The organism is Bacillus yunxiaonensis (assembly GCF_037104695.1).
In the GTDB taxonomy this organism is placed as follows: domain Bacteria; phylum Bacillota; class Bacilli; order Bacillales; family Bacillaceae_G; genus Bacillus_A; species Bacillus_A yunxiaonensis.
Window position 1 is genome coordinate 306,016 of the sequence record NZ_JBAWSV010000003.1, and the last position, 14,414, is coordinate 320,429.

The 14,414-nt window shown below is 39.0% G+C and carries 11 protein-coding genes; all 11 read left to right on the forward strand.

The features are described 5' to 3' along the window. Positions 1–25: 25 nt before the first annotated feature. On the forward strand, positions 26–1,372 hold the full coding sequence (locus WAX78_RS10830) for a DEAD/DEAH box helicase (protein ID WP_336482277.1): 1,347 nt from the start codon (positions 26–28) through the stop codon (positions 1,370–1,372). Continuing rightward, positions 1,372–2,079: a ComF family protein gene (locus WAX78_RS10835; protein ID WP_336482278.1), complete on the forward strand. Its 708-nt coding sequence runs from the start codon at positions 1,372–1,374 to the stop codon at positions 2,077–2,079. The genes WAX78_RS10830 and WAX78_RS10835 overlap by 1 nt, the downstream gene beginning before the upstream one ends. A 355-nt stretch (positions 2,080–2,434) precedes the next feature. Then, the gene (locus tag WAX78_RS10840) at positions 2,435–4,033 is read left to right on the forward strand and encodes a lipase family alpha/beta hydrolase (protein ID WP_413789186.1); all 1,599 of its coding nucleotides are present in this window, start codon (positions 2,435–2,437) and stop codon (positions 4,031–4,033) included. A 122-nt stretch (positions 4,034–4,155) separates the two neighbouring features. Beyond that, on the forward strand, positions 4,156–4,353 hold the full coding sequence (cspD, locus tag WAX78_RS10845; protein ID WP_098308341.1) for a cold-shock protein CspD: 198 nt from the start codon (positions 4,156–4,158) through the stop codon (positions 4,351–4,353). A 348-nt stretch (positions 4,354–4,701) separates the two neighbouring features. Continuing rightward, the gene (gene hpf, locus WAX78_RS10850) at positions 4,702–5,244 is read left to right on the forward strand and encodes a ribosome hibernation-promoting factor, HPF/YfiA family (RefSeq protein ID WP_336482279.1); all 543 of its coding nucleotides are present in this window, start codon (positions 4,702–4,704) and stop codon (positions 5,242–5,244) included. A 406-nt stretch (positions 5,245–5,650) separates the two neighbouring features. After that, the gene (gene secA / locus WAX78_RS10855) at positions 5,651–8,161 is read left to right on the forward strand and encodes a preprotein translocase subunit SecA (protein ID WP_336482280.1); all 2,511 of its coding nucleotides are present in this window, start codon (positions 5,651–5,653) and stop codon (positions 8,159–8,161) included. A 454-nt stretch (positions 8,162–8,615) separates the two neighbouring features. Next, positions 8,616–9,717, forward strand: a protein-coding gene (prfB, locus tag WAX78_RS10860) for a peptide chain release factor 2 (protein WP_336482281.1) whose coding sequence is annotated in 2 segments (ribosomal slippage) — positions 8,616–8,687 and positions 8,689–9,717 — 1,101 coding nt in all. Because the reading frame shifts where the segments join, the coding sequence is not laid out codon by codon here. Positions 9,718–10,145: 428 nt separating this feature from the next. Next, positions 10,146–10,475 (forward strand): cytochrome c551, encoded by a 330-nt coding sequence (gene cccB, locus WAX78_RS10865; RefSeq protein ID WP_336482282.1) that lies wholly within the window; start codon positions 10,146–10,148, stop codon positions 10,473–10,475. A gap of 618 nt (positions 10,476–11,093) precedes the next feature. Continuing rightward, entirely contained in the window at positions 11,094–11,780 is a 687-nt protein-coding gene (gene ftsE, locus WAX78_RS10870; RefSeq protein WP_336482283.1) for a cell division ATP-binding protein FtsE, read from the forward strand. After that, a complete protein-coding gene (gene ftsX, locus WAX78_RS10875; RefSeq protein ID WP_336482284.1) occupies positions 11,770–12,663 on the forward strand; it encodes a permease-like cell division protein FtsX in 894 nt (297 codons plus the stop codon). Before ftsE ends, ftsX begins: the two co-directional genes overlap by 11 nt. A gap of 122 nt (positions 12,664–12,785) precedes the next feature. After that, positions 12,786–14,219: a S41 family peptidase gene (locus tag WAX78_RS10880; protein WP_336482285.1), complete on the forward strand. Its 1,434-nt coding sequence runs from the start codon at positions 12,786–12,788 to the stop codon at positions 14,217–14,219. Positions 14,220–14,414 lie beyond the last annotated feature (195 nt).

Here is a 14,414-nt window from a genome sequence, read left to right on the forward strand (position 1 = left end):
TAAAAAATAGAAAGGGGAGAGCAGGATGCTAGAAGGCCGGCAATTACTGTTAGAGGAAGTATTAGTTTCGGGGAAAGAGCTTCATCAGCTAGAGCGAGAAGGTTACATTCGTTATGAGTACGGAATTGTAAAGAAAAACGCGCGGTATATGTGCCAGCGTTGCGGGAATAAAAAGCAGCGACTATTCTTTTCGTTTTTGTGCTATCGGTGTAATCGGATGTGTACGTATTGCCGCAAGTGTATCATGATGGGGAGAGTGAGTGAATGTACGCAGCTTGTTCGCTGGATTGGTCCGATACAAAATGAGATAAGGGCCGGTTGTCTAGAATGGGAAGGTCAGTTATCACAAGGACAACAAATGGCGGCGAACGGAATTGTAGATGCAGTGCAAAGGAAAGAATCCTTTTTTATATGGGCGGTATGCGGTGCGGGGAAAACAGAAATGTTATTTCATGGTATACAAGAAGCCTTAAGTAAAGGAGAACGCGTTTGTATTGCGACGCCGCGAACGGATGTTGCCCTCGAACTTTATCCCCGTTTACAGGAAGTGTTCCCGTCTGTTTCAATTTGCGCTTTATATGGTGGAAGTGACGACTTATATAAAGAAGGGCAGCTCGTTATTTCGACAACTCATCAACTTCTTCGTTATTACAGAGCGTTTGATGTCATGATTGTTGATGAGATTGATGCTTTTCCTTATTCGATGGATGAAACGCTGCAATACGCGGTCATCTCTGCTAGTAAAGAACATGCTGCGTTTATTTATTTAACAGCCACTCCATCTAAAGATTGGCAGCGAAAGCTTCGTAATGGAAAACAAAAAGGAGTGATTATTCCTGCGCGCTACCATCGTTATCCTCTACCTGTTCCTATTTTTCGCTGGTGTGGGAATTGGCGAAAATCCATTCAAAAGAAAAACTTACCTCCAATTATTCTGCAGTGGCTTCATATATATCTTCAAAAACAATATCCTATGTTTTTATTTGTTCCTCATGTTTGTTATGTAGAAGAAATTGTTTCTATTTTAAAACGTATTGATAATCGTATAGAAGGTGTGCATGCGGAAGATCCGAAACGAAAAGAAAAGGTGGCTTCATTTCGAAAGGGAGAGATTCCGTTATTAGTAACGACGACAATTTTAGAAAGAGGCGTTACCGTTTCGAATTTACAGGTGGCGGTGTTAGGAGCAGAAGAGCATGTTTTTTCAGAAAGTGCACTCGTTCAAATTGCAGGACGAGCGGGGCGTAGTAGTCATGCTCCTTATGGTGATGTAGTCTATTTTCATTATGGAAAGACAGAGGCGATGGTTGCGGCAAAAAAACAAATTCAATCCATGAACAAACGAGCAAAGCAAGAAGGGTTGGTGAACTAATGCATTGCCTTCTTTGTGATGATGTTATCTCTGTTTTGCCGAGCTGGTATTCTTTTTTTGTTGAACAAGAAAAGGGATACATATGCACATACTGTGAACAAAAATTTTCTTACATTATAGGAGACATTTGTGCGGATTGCGGAAGATCCTTTCAGTATCTATCAGATGAATATAAGCAAGGCAAATATTGCAAGGACTGTTTACGCTGGAAGCAAGATCCGTATTTTCGGCATGTGTATGTAAAAAATCGATCTGTCTATATATATAATGATTGGATGAAAGAAGTGCTAACGCGCTTTAAATTTCGCGGTGATGCAGCTCTTGTTCAAGTGTTTGCTTCTTCTTTTATGAATGCTTTTCGGCAGTATTTCCCCCATTGTGATTGCATTGTCCCGATTCCGCTTAGCTTACAGCGAAAATATGAACGAGGGTTTAATCAAGCAGAATTGTTAGCGGCATGCTTATCCATTCCAATTGTGAAAACATCACTTATGCGAAGTGATGCAGAAAAGCAAAGTAAGAAAACAAGAACAGAGCGTTTGCAGCGCCCTCGGCCCTTTTATTTTACAGAGGAAGAATCTTTTCAAGGAAAGGATATTCTTATAATTGATGACGTATATACAACTGGGATTACGGTGCGTCAAGCAGCGCAATGTTTTTATGAAAGAGGCGCAAAGAACGTTTCATCTTTGACGCTTTGTCGTTGATGGGTGTCTACTTTGTTAATATAGTTTAGTGTAAATGCGTTTTTGAAGTGTTTCAGAGTTTTTGGGCAGTAAGACTTCACATTGATAGAAGCTTCATTTCATAGGTATTTTCTCAACGTGTAGTGTTAATTTTTTAGAAGGTTTTTAAGAAATTAAGAAAGAATAGGTTCATCACCATTAAGTGCAATGGAGGTAGAAAAATAAAAAGTAAATTAGTCAGAATATTCAAATTAAATTCAGAGAAACATTTTCTATTACACGCTTATCATTCCATCAACTATAAATTATAGGATGAATTGAAGAACAATGTATTTGCATGAAGATGGTAAATGAAAAATAAACAAGGGGGGCTGCTGTGTTGCATAAGTTCAAACGTTCTCTCGCGTTACTGACTGTTTTTATTTTTGCTTTTTGTTCTTTTCATATTTCATCCGTTTTCGCTAGTTCTGTGCAAATATCTGGAGGGATTTTTCCACCATCAGAATCGTTTACTCCTGGGAGTTGGTTTTTGGGAGCGACTCCTGAGCATGCTGAGAATAAACCACCTATCGTTTTCGTTCAAGGTAAGAATGGAACTGCTAAGGACTGGTACGGTGAAACCGTTTATCACGGTATGAACGATATGTATAACTACGCTTACAATGCAGGGTATCAAACGGTTTTCATTCAGTTGTATGATGCGGCTGGGAAGGGTTCGGCAAGTGAGTGGGATAATGGGCGTTTGTTAGCTTCTATGCTAGAGCAAATCTATAATCGTTTTGGTAAGAAGGTCAATATTGTCGCACACAGCAAAGGCGGACCTGATACGCAAGCGGCGCTCATCCACTACGGTGCAAGTCGCTTTGTTGGAAACGTAGTGACGCTTGCTTCCCCGCATTATGGCTCTAACTTAGCAGATTTGGCGTACAGTTGGTGGGCGGGATGGCTTGCTTCCCTGTTAGGGCAACGGGATGACGGCACGCACTCTTTGCAGACAGGAGAAATGGCGCAGTTTCGTAATATAACGGATAGTAATCCAAATGCTAAGTTGAACCATTATTATACGGTTGCTGGAACAAGTTGGGGACCTGCCTTCTCCGCGCTGTCTATGGGCGGATTTTACCTCTCTTGGTATGGACCTAACGATGGGCTAGTCAATGAATGGAGCGCGAAGCTTCCGTATGGAACACATCTGTTCACGGATTCAAGCTTGGATCACGACAGCATTCGAAAAGGATCAGCTGTATTTTCACGGATTGAGCCTTATTTGCGTAATACTTCTGCGATTGCTTCTATTGCAAACGAAAATATATTTGAAGAGTCACAAAAAAATCTGGCTGTTAATGCGAATCAAACGGTGTTAGGAGGATCGCTCACACCAAACAATTGGGTGGAACAAACCTTTGCGATTGATACTGTAACAGATGGAAACATTTCTGTGTTGACGGCCTCTCCAGATGTACAGATACAGCTTATCGCTCCCTCTGGGAAGGTGTACACAAATCAAAGCAGCAAAGCGACGATGGGAGAAGAATATGCGTATTTTAACGGAGCGACAATTCGAACATTCCAGGTTGATCAAATGGAAGTAGGAGAGTGGCGCTTAAAAATGATGTCGCAAGCGCGAAAAGATGCATATCTCATGCTGGCTAATTACAAACAGGATGCACCGTTTACGTTAGATATGCCAGGTAAAGTTAAGAAAAACAAAGCGGAATTTAAGTTAAAGCAATCTGCAAAACACTCCCAACGGCAGGATAATATTTCCTTTGATGTACGCGTTGTAGATCGGGATGGGAATTTAGTATCGCACTCCAATAAGCTGCAAAAGACAGATACAATCACATTCACGGGAAATTTGCCGGATGTCGCAAAATCCGGTGTGTATAATATGACGATTGATATTAAAGGGAAGAATAAAGAAGGAAAAGCGTATAATCGGACGATTGTGCGTTCTGTGTATATTGAGAAATAAGATATGTCGAAAGGTAAAATAAAAAGGCGACAAGTCTTCTTTGACTTTGTACTTTTCCATTCGTTATATTCAAAGTACGGGGTAGGTACCGTTATTTTAAGATTGAAGGGAATGGAAAGAACATGCAAGGAAAAGTAAAATGGTTTAATGCAGAAAAAGGTTTTGGATTTATTGAGCGCGATGGCGGTGACGATGTTTTTGTTCATTTTTCTGCGATTCAGCATGACGGATATAAAACATTAGAAGAAGGACAAAAAGTTGAATTTGATATTGTAGAAGGTGCGCGTGGTCCACAGGCAGCAAATGTTGTGAAGTTATAATTATATAATTGAAATATGGTGCAGCCTCAAAGACCAGCGTTTCACATAGGGGAGCCTCCGTTACATAGGTAACGGAGGCTTTATCATAAGGTGAAACTTCCATCAGTGGGGGATGAAGAAAGAGTTGTCAAAAAGTTGTAGCATTTTTGTAACTGATTTTTCACACTTATATATGATAACTACGATATAAATAGGATAAAATAAGAATAGAAAAAGAGATTACATTTCTTTTTCTACAAAAATCGATAAAAAAATATCGATTTTGTCAAAAAATTTAAAAATGTAAGAAGGGTTTTTGATACCTTTGTCGAAAACCTATACATAGGCTTGAAAGGAGGAGTTCATCTTATGAAATTTAACATTCGCGGTGAAAATATTGAAGTAACTCCAGCATTAAAGGAATATGTAGAGAAAAAGCTAAGTAAATTAGAGCGCTATTTTGATACTTTTCCAGAAATTAAGGTAAACTTAAAAGTGTACTCTGACAAGCAAAGAGTGGAAGTAACAATTCCGTTTCCGGATTTATTACTTCGCGCTGAAGAAACAAATAACGATATGTATGCAGCTATTGATTTAGTCGTAGATAAACTCGAACGACAAATCCGTAAGCATAAAACAAAGGTAAATCGTAAGTTACGTGAAAAAGGCTCTACAAAAACAATGTTGATTATTCCAGATCAACCAGCTGCACAAGAAGAGGTTTTTGAAGATGAATTAGAGCTTGTTCGTACAAAACGATTTGACTTAAAACCAATGGATGTAGAAGAAGCAATTCTACAAATGGATATGTTAGGTCATAACTTTTTCGTCTTTACAAATTCAGAAACAAATGAAACAAATGTTGTTTATGGACGTAAGGATGGAAAATACGGTTTAATTGAAACTAAATAATAATAATATAAGGAAAACGCAGCTGTAATGGCTGCGTTTTTTTCAGGTTGTCGGAAATGTTTTGACAGTTGTTTTGAGTCGTATATTGTACATTCGCCAACGCTATTCGCGGGCAGCAAGCGCCTCGTCCGAGGGGGCTCCAACGTCCTGCGATTCTGGACGAGCCGCTTCCGCTTTTCTACAGAAGATAGGTGGGAGGGTTTTCATGAGGACGCGTTTGGCAGATTGTTGTCATAGATATAAAACAAGTGTTACAATTGTCAGTAGGTTTACACTTTTTTAAGTAAAAGAACCCTATTTTTAGTGAAGCAATGAGATTGAGTATTATAGCGACCAATCAGTGAAAAGAGCAGTAACGAATAACACTGATGGAAGTTTTATTTTAATAAAAGAGGAGCGTATTCCCATGATCGGTATTTTAAAAAAGGTGTTTGATGGAAACGAACGTCACGTAAAACGTATGCAAAAAAACGTGGATCAAATCGAAGCATTAGCACCTCAAATGTCACCACTGACAGATGAACAATTAAAAGGAAAAACAGTCGAGTTTAAAGAGCGATTAACAAAAGGTGAAACAGTAGACGATTTACTGCCAGAAGCTTTTGCAGTTGTACGTGAAGCGGCAACACGTGTACTTGGCATGCGTCCATATCCTGTTCAGTTAATGGGTGGTATTGCCCTGCATGAAGGGAATATCTCTGAGATGAAGACAGGGGAAGGTAAAACGTTAACTTCCACTTTGCCAGTATATTTAAATGCTCTTGCAGGAAAAGGTGTTCACGTTGTTACAGTGAATGAATACTTAGCGCAGCGTGACGCAAATGAGATGGGGCAATTACATGAGTTTCTTGGTTTAACAGTTGGTATCAATTTAAATCATATGTCACGAGAAGAGAAGCAAGCCGCGTATGCTGCTGATATTACGTACAGTACGAATAATGAACTTGGCTTCGACTATTTACGTGATAATATGGTGCTTTATAAAGAACAACGCGTACAGCGTCCACTTCACTTTGCTATTATCGATGAAGTAGACTCAATTTTAATTGATGAAGCACGTACGCCGCTTATTATTTCTGGACAAGCGCAAAAGTCTACGGAATTATATTTATTTGCAAATGCATTTGTTCGTACATTAACGAATGAAAAAGAATATACACTTGATGTGAAAACGAAAAATGTTATGTTGACAGAAGAAGGGATCAACAAAGCAGAAAAATCATTCCACATTGAAAATTTATTTGATTTAAAACATGTAGCGCTTCTTCACCATATTAACCAAGCGTTACGTGCTCATGTTGTGATGCAGCGTGATACAGATTATGTTGTGCAAGAAGGCGAAATTGTAATTGTTGACCAATTTACAGGTCGTCTTATGAAAGGGCGCCGTTACAGTGAAGGATTGCACCAAGCAATTGAGGCAAAAGAGGGCGTAGAAATTCAAAATGAAAGTATGACGCTTGCGACAATTACATTCCAAAACTACTTCCGTATGTATGCGAAGCTTTCTGGGATGACAGGAACAGCGAAAACAGAAGAAGAGGAATTCCGTAACATCTATAATATGCAAGTTATTGTTATTCCAACGAATAAACCGATTGTTCGTGATGACCGTGCAGATTTAATTTTCAAAACGATGGAAGGAAAATTTAATGCGGTTGTAAATGATATTGTTGATCGTCATAAAAAAGGGCAGCCTGTTCTTGTTGGTACAGTAGCAATTGAAACGTCCGAGTTAATTTCGAAGATGTTAACGAGAAAAGGTGTGCGTCATAATGTCTTAAATGCGAAAAACCATGCACGCGAAGCGGAAATTATCGCTGAGGCAGGTCATCCAGGTGCAGTGACAATTGCAACGAACATGGCTGGACGTGGTACGGATATTAAACTTGCAGAAGGCGTACGTGAAAACGGCGGTTTATCTGTTATCGGTACAGAACGTCATGAAAGCCGACGCATTGATAATCAGCTGCGCGGTCGTTCAGGACGTCAAGGAGATCCTGGTGTGACGCAGTTCTACTTATCAATGGAAGATGAACTGATGCGCCGCTTCGGTTCTGATAATATGAAAGCGATGATGGATCGTCTCGGTATGGATGACTCTCAGCCAATCGAAAGTAAAATGGTATCTCGCGCTGTTGAATCTGCACAAAAACGAGTAGAAGGTAATAACTACGATGCTCGTAAGCAGCTTCTTCAATACGACGATGTACTTCGTCAGCAGCGTGAAGTCATTTATAAGCAGCGTCAAGATGTAATGGAATCAGATAACCTGCGCGGCATTATTGAAGGAATGATGCATTCTACAGTAGAACGTGTTGTAGCTCTTCATACGCAAGAGGAATTAGAAGAAGAATGGAACATTGCTGGTCTTGTTGAATACTTAAATACAAGTCTTCTGCAAGACGGTGATGTGAAAGAAGAAGAATTACGTCGTCTAGCACCAGAAGAAATGATCGAAAGCATTTTTGCGAAAGTGAAAGGGCACTACGACGAGAAGGAAGCGCAAATGCCGGAAGCACAAATACGTGAATTTGAAAAAGTAGTTGTATTCCGCGTTGTAGACTCGAAATGGATGGATCATATTGATGCGATGGATCACTTACGTGAGGGTATTCATTTACGTGCATATGGTCAAATCGATCCGCTTCGTGAATATCAAATGGAAGGCTTTGCGATGTTTGAAGCAATGATTGCTTCTATTGAAGAAGAGATTTCTCGTTATATTATGAAAGCAGAAATCGAACAAAACTTAGAACGTCAAGAAGTAGCGCAAGGAGAAGCGATTCATCCAAAAGATGGAGATGAAGCAGCGAAAAAGAAACCAGTTGTAAAAGGCGAACAAGCAGGCCGTAACGACTTATGTAAATGTGGCAGCGGGAAAAAATACAAAAACTGCTGTGGAATCGGGAAATAAAGAAAAGCGGAAGCGGCTCGTTTAGAATCGCAGGACGTTGGAGCCACCGACAGAGAGGCGCTTTTTGCCTCGTCCGAGGGGGCGAAACGACCGGAGATTCTAGCCGCTGGAGCTGGACAATAAAGAAAAGCGGAGCCGACTGTTCAGCCCTATTGGCTAAGGTTCTTTCACACAGAAGGTGCTTTTTACCTTCTCGTGTGGAAGGTTCTTAGACATGAAGGGCTAGGAGGCAGAGCTGGACAGTAAAGAAAAGCGGAAGTAGCCTGCTTAGAATGTTTTACCTCATGGATGGAAAATTTTCATGATCATTCATATAATAACAAGAGATGAACTCTCTCTCGCAAAAGCAGAGAGAGTTTGCCTTGTTGTTCGTATAAAGTGAAGCGGGGTCTTACTGCTTGTAAGCAGCAAGGTAAATGAGAAAAGTAATAGTAATTGTATAGAGGTGACCAAAATGGAATTAGTAGAAATTAGACAAGAACTAGAGAAAATGGCTAAGAGATTAGCGGCTTTTAGGGGGTCTCTTTGACCTCGCTGGAAAAGAAAAGCGAATTGCAGAACTAGAAGAAATTATGATGGGTGCAGGCTTTTGGGATGACCAAAGAGGTGCACAAACAGTCATCAATGAAGCAAATGCTTTAAAAGATATGGTTGGTAAGTTTAATACGCTTAATGAAACGTTTGAAAATCTAGAAGTAACGCATGAACTTGTAAAAGAAGAGTACGATGAAGAATTGCATGCAGAGCTTGAAGAAGAAGTAAAAACTTTATCTGCAGATATGAATGAATACGAACTTCAACTATTACTAAGTGAAGAACATGATAAGAATAATGCTATTTTAGAGTTACATCCAGGCGCAGGTGGAACAGAATCACAAGATTGGGGTTCTATGTTGCTTCGTATGTATACGCGCTGGGCAGAAAAACGCGGCTTTAAAGTAGAAACGGTAGATTATCTTCCTGGTGATGAAGCAGGAATTAAAAGTGTTACGTTATTAATTAAAGGACATAATGCTTACGGTTATTTAAAAGCGGAAAAAGGCGTGCATCGTCTTGTTCGTATTTCGCCATTCGATTCATCTGGCCGTCGTCATACATCTTTCGTATCTTGTGAAGTTGTACCAGAGTTTAACGATGATATTGAAATCGAAGTGCGTACAGAAGATTTAAAAATAGATACGTACCGTGCGAGCGGTGCAGGTGGACAGCATATTAATACGACTGACTCAGCTGTACGTATTACACATATTCCAACAAACGTCGTGGTAACATGTCAATCTGAGCGTTCACAGATTAAAAACCGTGAACATGCAATGAAAATGTTGAAAGCAAAACTGTACCAACAAAAATTAGAAGAACAACAAGCGGAGCTTGATGAAATTCGCGGTGAGCAAAAAGAAATCGGATGGGGAAGCCAAATTCGTTCATACGTATTCCATCCATACTCTCTTGTAAAAGACCATCGTACAAATACAGAAGTTGGGAATGTTCAAGCGGTTATGGACGGAGAGATTGACTCATTTATTGATGCATACTTACGTTCTCGTATTTCATAGAGTGAAACTTCCATCATTACGAAAAAAATGCCAACAGGTCGTTGGCACATACGTGAGGGAATGAGAAGTATACCTTCTTTCTAGAGGGAGAGAAAGAGGAGAGAAGTTGCGAGGCAACTTCTCTTTTTGGTGGGTGTAGTTGTAGCATACAAGCTTGTATATTGTTTTGTAAAAAGTAAAAAATAACAAAATGTTAGAAGTAATTGATTAGAAAAATAGGATGATTTTCGTATTTTTTATGCGAGGAAAATTCGTTGTTTTGCATCATATCATTTGTTCACGAAATTGAAACAATTATTCAAAAGCATTAAGCCTGTAAGTGTCTCCTTTCGTTTAGGTGAATATTGGTTATGCAGGTAAGTTTTGAAATCGCAGGGAAAACATTATAATGCTATTGAGGGAGTAATTAACAGCGAGGAGCGATATAGATGAAAAAGAAATGGTTGATGATCGCATTAGGTACATCACTAGCTCTTACATTAGGAGCATGCGGAAAAAAGGAAGAAAGTAAACCTTCTAGTCCTAGTCAAGAAGCAAGCACAGATAGCGCTGAAAAAATATTCCAAAAAAGCTGTGCAGGATGTCATGGTAATGATCTAAAAGGATTATCTGGACCATCGCTAGAAAAAGTGGGCGGAAAATATTCAGAACAAGATATTGAAAACATTATCGCTAAAGGCCGCGGTATTATGCCGGCTGGTGTAATCCAAGGTGACGACGCGAAAAAAGTTGCAACATGGCTATCTGAGAAGAAATAAGAACGAAAAGCGGAGCCGACTGTTCAGCCCTGTTGGCTAAGGTTCTTGCACACAGAAGGTGTTTTTTACCTTTTCGTGTGCAAGGTTCTTAGATATGAGGGGCTAGGAGGCAGAGCTAGACAAGAACGAAAAGCGGAAGCGGCTCGTTCAGAATGGGGCTGGAGCTTCTGACATAGAGGTGTTTTTTACCTCGCAGGGAGAAGCGAAGCCACCGATCATTCTAGCTGGACAAGGAAGAAAAGTGGAGCCGACTGTTTAGGCCTAGGAGACAGAACTGGACAGAAAAGCGGCAGCCTCCAGCCATCGCTGTATGAAATTCAAACAAATAAGACCTTTTTGCTTGGTAACAGAAGGTCTTATTTGTTTGCGTCATGTCATATATTCTATGCTATGTAACACAACTGTAACAAACTTGTATCCGAATTGGAAACCGAATAATGGTACAATGTAGGGCGTAGTGTCTTTTGTAGAATTTTGAGGAAAAATTTTTACATACATGAGAAGCAGAAATAGTGATTGTTTAGAGACGCGGTAAAAGATTGAATATTGCGATCGCTATGGCTAAACAACGAAGAGTATAAAGTGTCGAAAAAAATCATTAATATTGGGTGATAAATAATGATAACAATGACGAATGTTTATAAGGAGTATCCAAATGGCATGAAAGCCGTTAATGGACTCACAGTTAAAATTAAGCAAGGTGAATTTGTATATGTAGTAGGACCGAGTGGAGCCGGGAAATCTACATTTATTAAAATGATGTATCGTGAAGAGAAACCGACTACAGGTTCTATTAATGTAAATGGTTTAGTAATTGAATCGTTAGCAGAGCGCGATGTACCGTATTTCCGTCGCCAGCTAGGCGTGATTTTCCAAGATTTTAAATTGCTTCCGAAGTTAACTGTATATGAAAATGTTGCATTTGCTTTAGAAGTAATTGAAGAAGAGCGAGACGTGATTCGTGAACGTGTTATGGAAGTGTTAGGTCTTGTAGGTCTTGATGATCGTGCTGAGGCATTGCCAAGTGAGCTTTCTGGTGGTGAACAACAACGTATTGCAATTGCAAGAGCGATTGTGAATCGTCCGAAGGTTGTAATTGCCGATGAACCAACAGGTAACCTTGATATGGATACAGCGATGGATATTATGAATATTTTCAAACGCATTAATGATCGTGGTACAACAATTATTATGGCAACGCACAATGCGGATATTGTAAATACAATTCGCCATCGTGTAATTGCGATAGAAGATGGAAAGATTGTTCGAGACGAGATTGAGGGAGGATACGGATATGAAGACTAAAACCCTTAGTCGACATTTACGAGAAGGTGTCAAAAATTTATCCCGTAATGGATGGATGACATTTGCTTCTGTAAGTGCAGTAACAGTTACATTACTGCTTGTAGGTGTCTTTTTAACAGCAATTATGAATATGAACCATTTTGCAACGAACGTAGAGCAAGATGTAGAGATTCGTGTACACATTGATCCAGCGGCTACAAAAGAAGATCAAAAGAAATTAAAAGAAGAGATTTCAAAGATTTCGAAAGTCGATTCTATTAAATATTCTTCTAAAGATGAAGAGCTAAAAAGATTGATTAAAAGTTTAGGAGATAGCGGGAAATCATTTGAGCTATTTGAGCAAGATAATCCGTTAAAAGACGTATATGTTGTAAAAGCAAAAGAACCAACTGATACAGCAAGTATTGCAAAGAAAATTGGGAAACTGCAATTTGTAAATAAAGTACAATACGGACAAGGTGAAGTAGAAAAATTATTTGATACAGTAAAAGCTGGTCGTAATATTGGTATTGTATTAATTGCCGGTCTTTTATTTACAGCAATGTTCTTAATCTCTAATACAATTAAAATTACAATTTATGCACGAAGCACAGAAATCGAAATTATGAAACTTGTTGGAGCGACAAACTGGTTTATTCGTTGGCCATTCTTATTAGAAGGGTTATTCCTAGGTGTACTAGGATCGATTATTCCAATTATTTTAATCTTAACTTCGTATAATTCGCTTCAAGTTATGTTTAATGAGAAATTTAGCGGAACAATTTTTGAATTGCTTTCATATAGTCCGTTCGTTTTCGAGCTATCTGGATTATTAATGCTAATCGGTGCGTTAATCGGTATGTGGGGAAGCGTTATGTCTATCCGTCGTTTCTTAAAAATATAAGAGTAAAAAGTTGCAAACATATTTCGTACAAGCTTATCATATAGTAGAAATAGGTAAAGGCATCGCACAATGTGTGATGCCTTTTCATACACCATTGTGTGTTCGGAAAGGGGAATTCCGCATTGAAACGTAGAGTTGCGATTATTGGAATGATTGTTGCGTTTTTAGTTGGCGCCGGCGGAATGTTTGCAGGTATGTATTGGCTTGACAATGGCTCTTACACAGTGCAATCAATTACAGGGAAAGATGCCAATGTAAAACAAGCGGATTTGGATAAAATTCGCGAAGCGTATGCACTAATTGATTCACGTTATGTTGAGGATGTGAAAGATGACAAGCTTGTTGAAGGGGCTATTCAAGGGATGCTTGCAACGCTGAAAGATCCATACTCTACATACATGGATAAGAAAACAGCAACGCAATTTGAGCAATCGCTTGATCCAGAGTTAGAAGGAATTGGTGCTGAAGTAAACAAAACGGATGAGAAGTTAATGATTGTTTCACCGATTAAAGATTCTCCAGCAGAAAAGGCTGGTCTGAAACCGAACGATCAAATTTTATCAGTCGATGGAAACAGTGTGAAAGATTTATCCCGCGAAGAAGCAGTTATGAAAATTCGCGGAAAGCAAGGAACAACAGTTACGCTTGAGGTAAAACGTTCCGGAGTTAGTGATCCGTTAACATTTAAAATTAAGCGTGATAAAATTCCGATTTTCACTGTATTTAGCTCTGTGAAGAAAGAGAATGGGAAAGATATTGGGTATATGCAAATCACATCATTCTCTGAAAAAACAGCAAAAGAGTTTAAAGATCAATTGAAAGATCTTGAAAAGAAAAATATACAAGGGCTTGTTATTGATGTGCGTGGAAATCCAGGTGGTTATTTAACGAGTGTTGAAGATATTTTAAAAGTGTTGATGACAGACAAAAAGCCAATGTTGCAAATAGAACAACGTAATGGCGAAAAACAAAAGTTCTACACATCATTAAAAGAGAAGAAACCATATCCTATTTCTGTATTAGTCGATAAAGGCAGCGCATCTGCTTCTGAAATTTTAGCAGGAGCTTTAAAAGAAGGAGAAGGTTATCCTCTTATTGGTGAGAAAACATTTGGTAAGGGAACTGTTCAGCAAGCTGTACCGTTTACGGATGGCAGTAACATTAAACTAACGATGTTTAAATGGTTAACACCGGACGGCAATTGGATTCATAAAAAAGGAATTGAACCGACGGTTGAAGTGAAGCAGCCTGATTACTATTATGCAACGCCAATTCAAATTGAAAAAACGTTGTCCTACAATGATAACGATGACCAAGTGAAGCATGCACAAGAGATGCTAAAGAGTCTTGGATATGAACCAGGGCGTGAAGATGGCTATTTTAGTAAAGAAACAGAAGCAGCTGTGAAAGCATTCCAAAATGCAAGCGATATGGATGCAACGGGTCAGCTTGATAAAAAAACAGCAGAAACAATCCAAAACAAAATTGTTGAAAAAATCCGTTCTGGTGAAAACGACCTGCAGCTACAAACAGCTTTAAAATTAATGGCGAAATAAAGTTCAACTTAACTATCAGTGGGGGATGAAAAAACCCCCACTGATGGAAGTTTCACTTTATTTCACTGATGAAAGGCAAAAAATATACAGGCTTACCTAGCCTGTATATTTTTTTATGTGTTAAACAAACGTTTGATTAATTGTGATAAGATAAAATAAAACTTCCATTTTTGGGGGGCATATCCTACATAATGG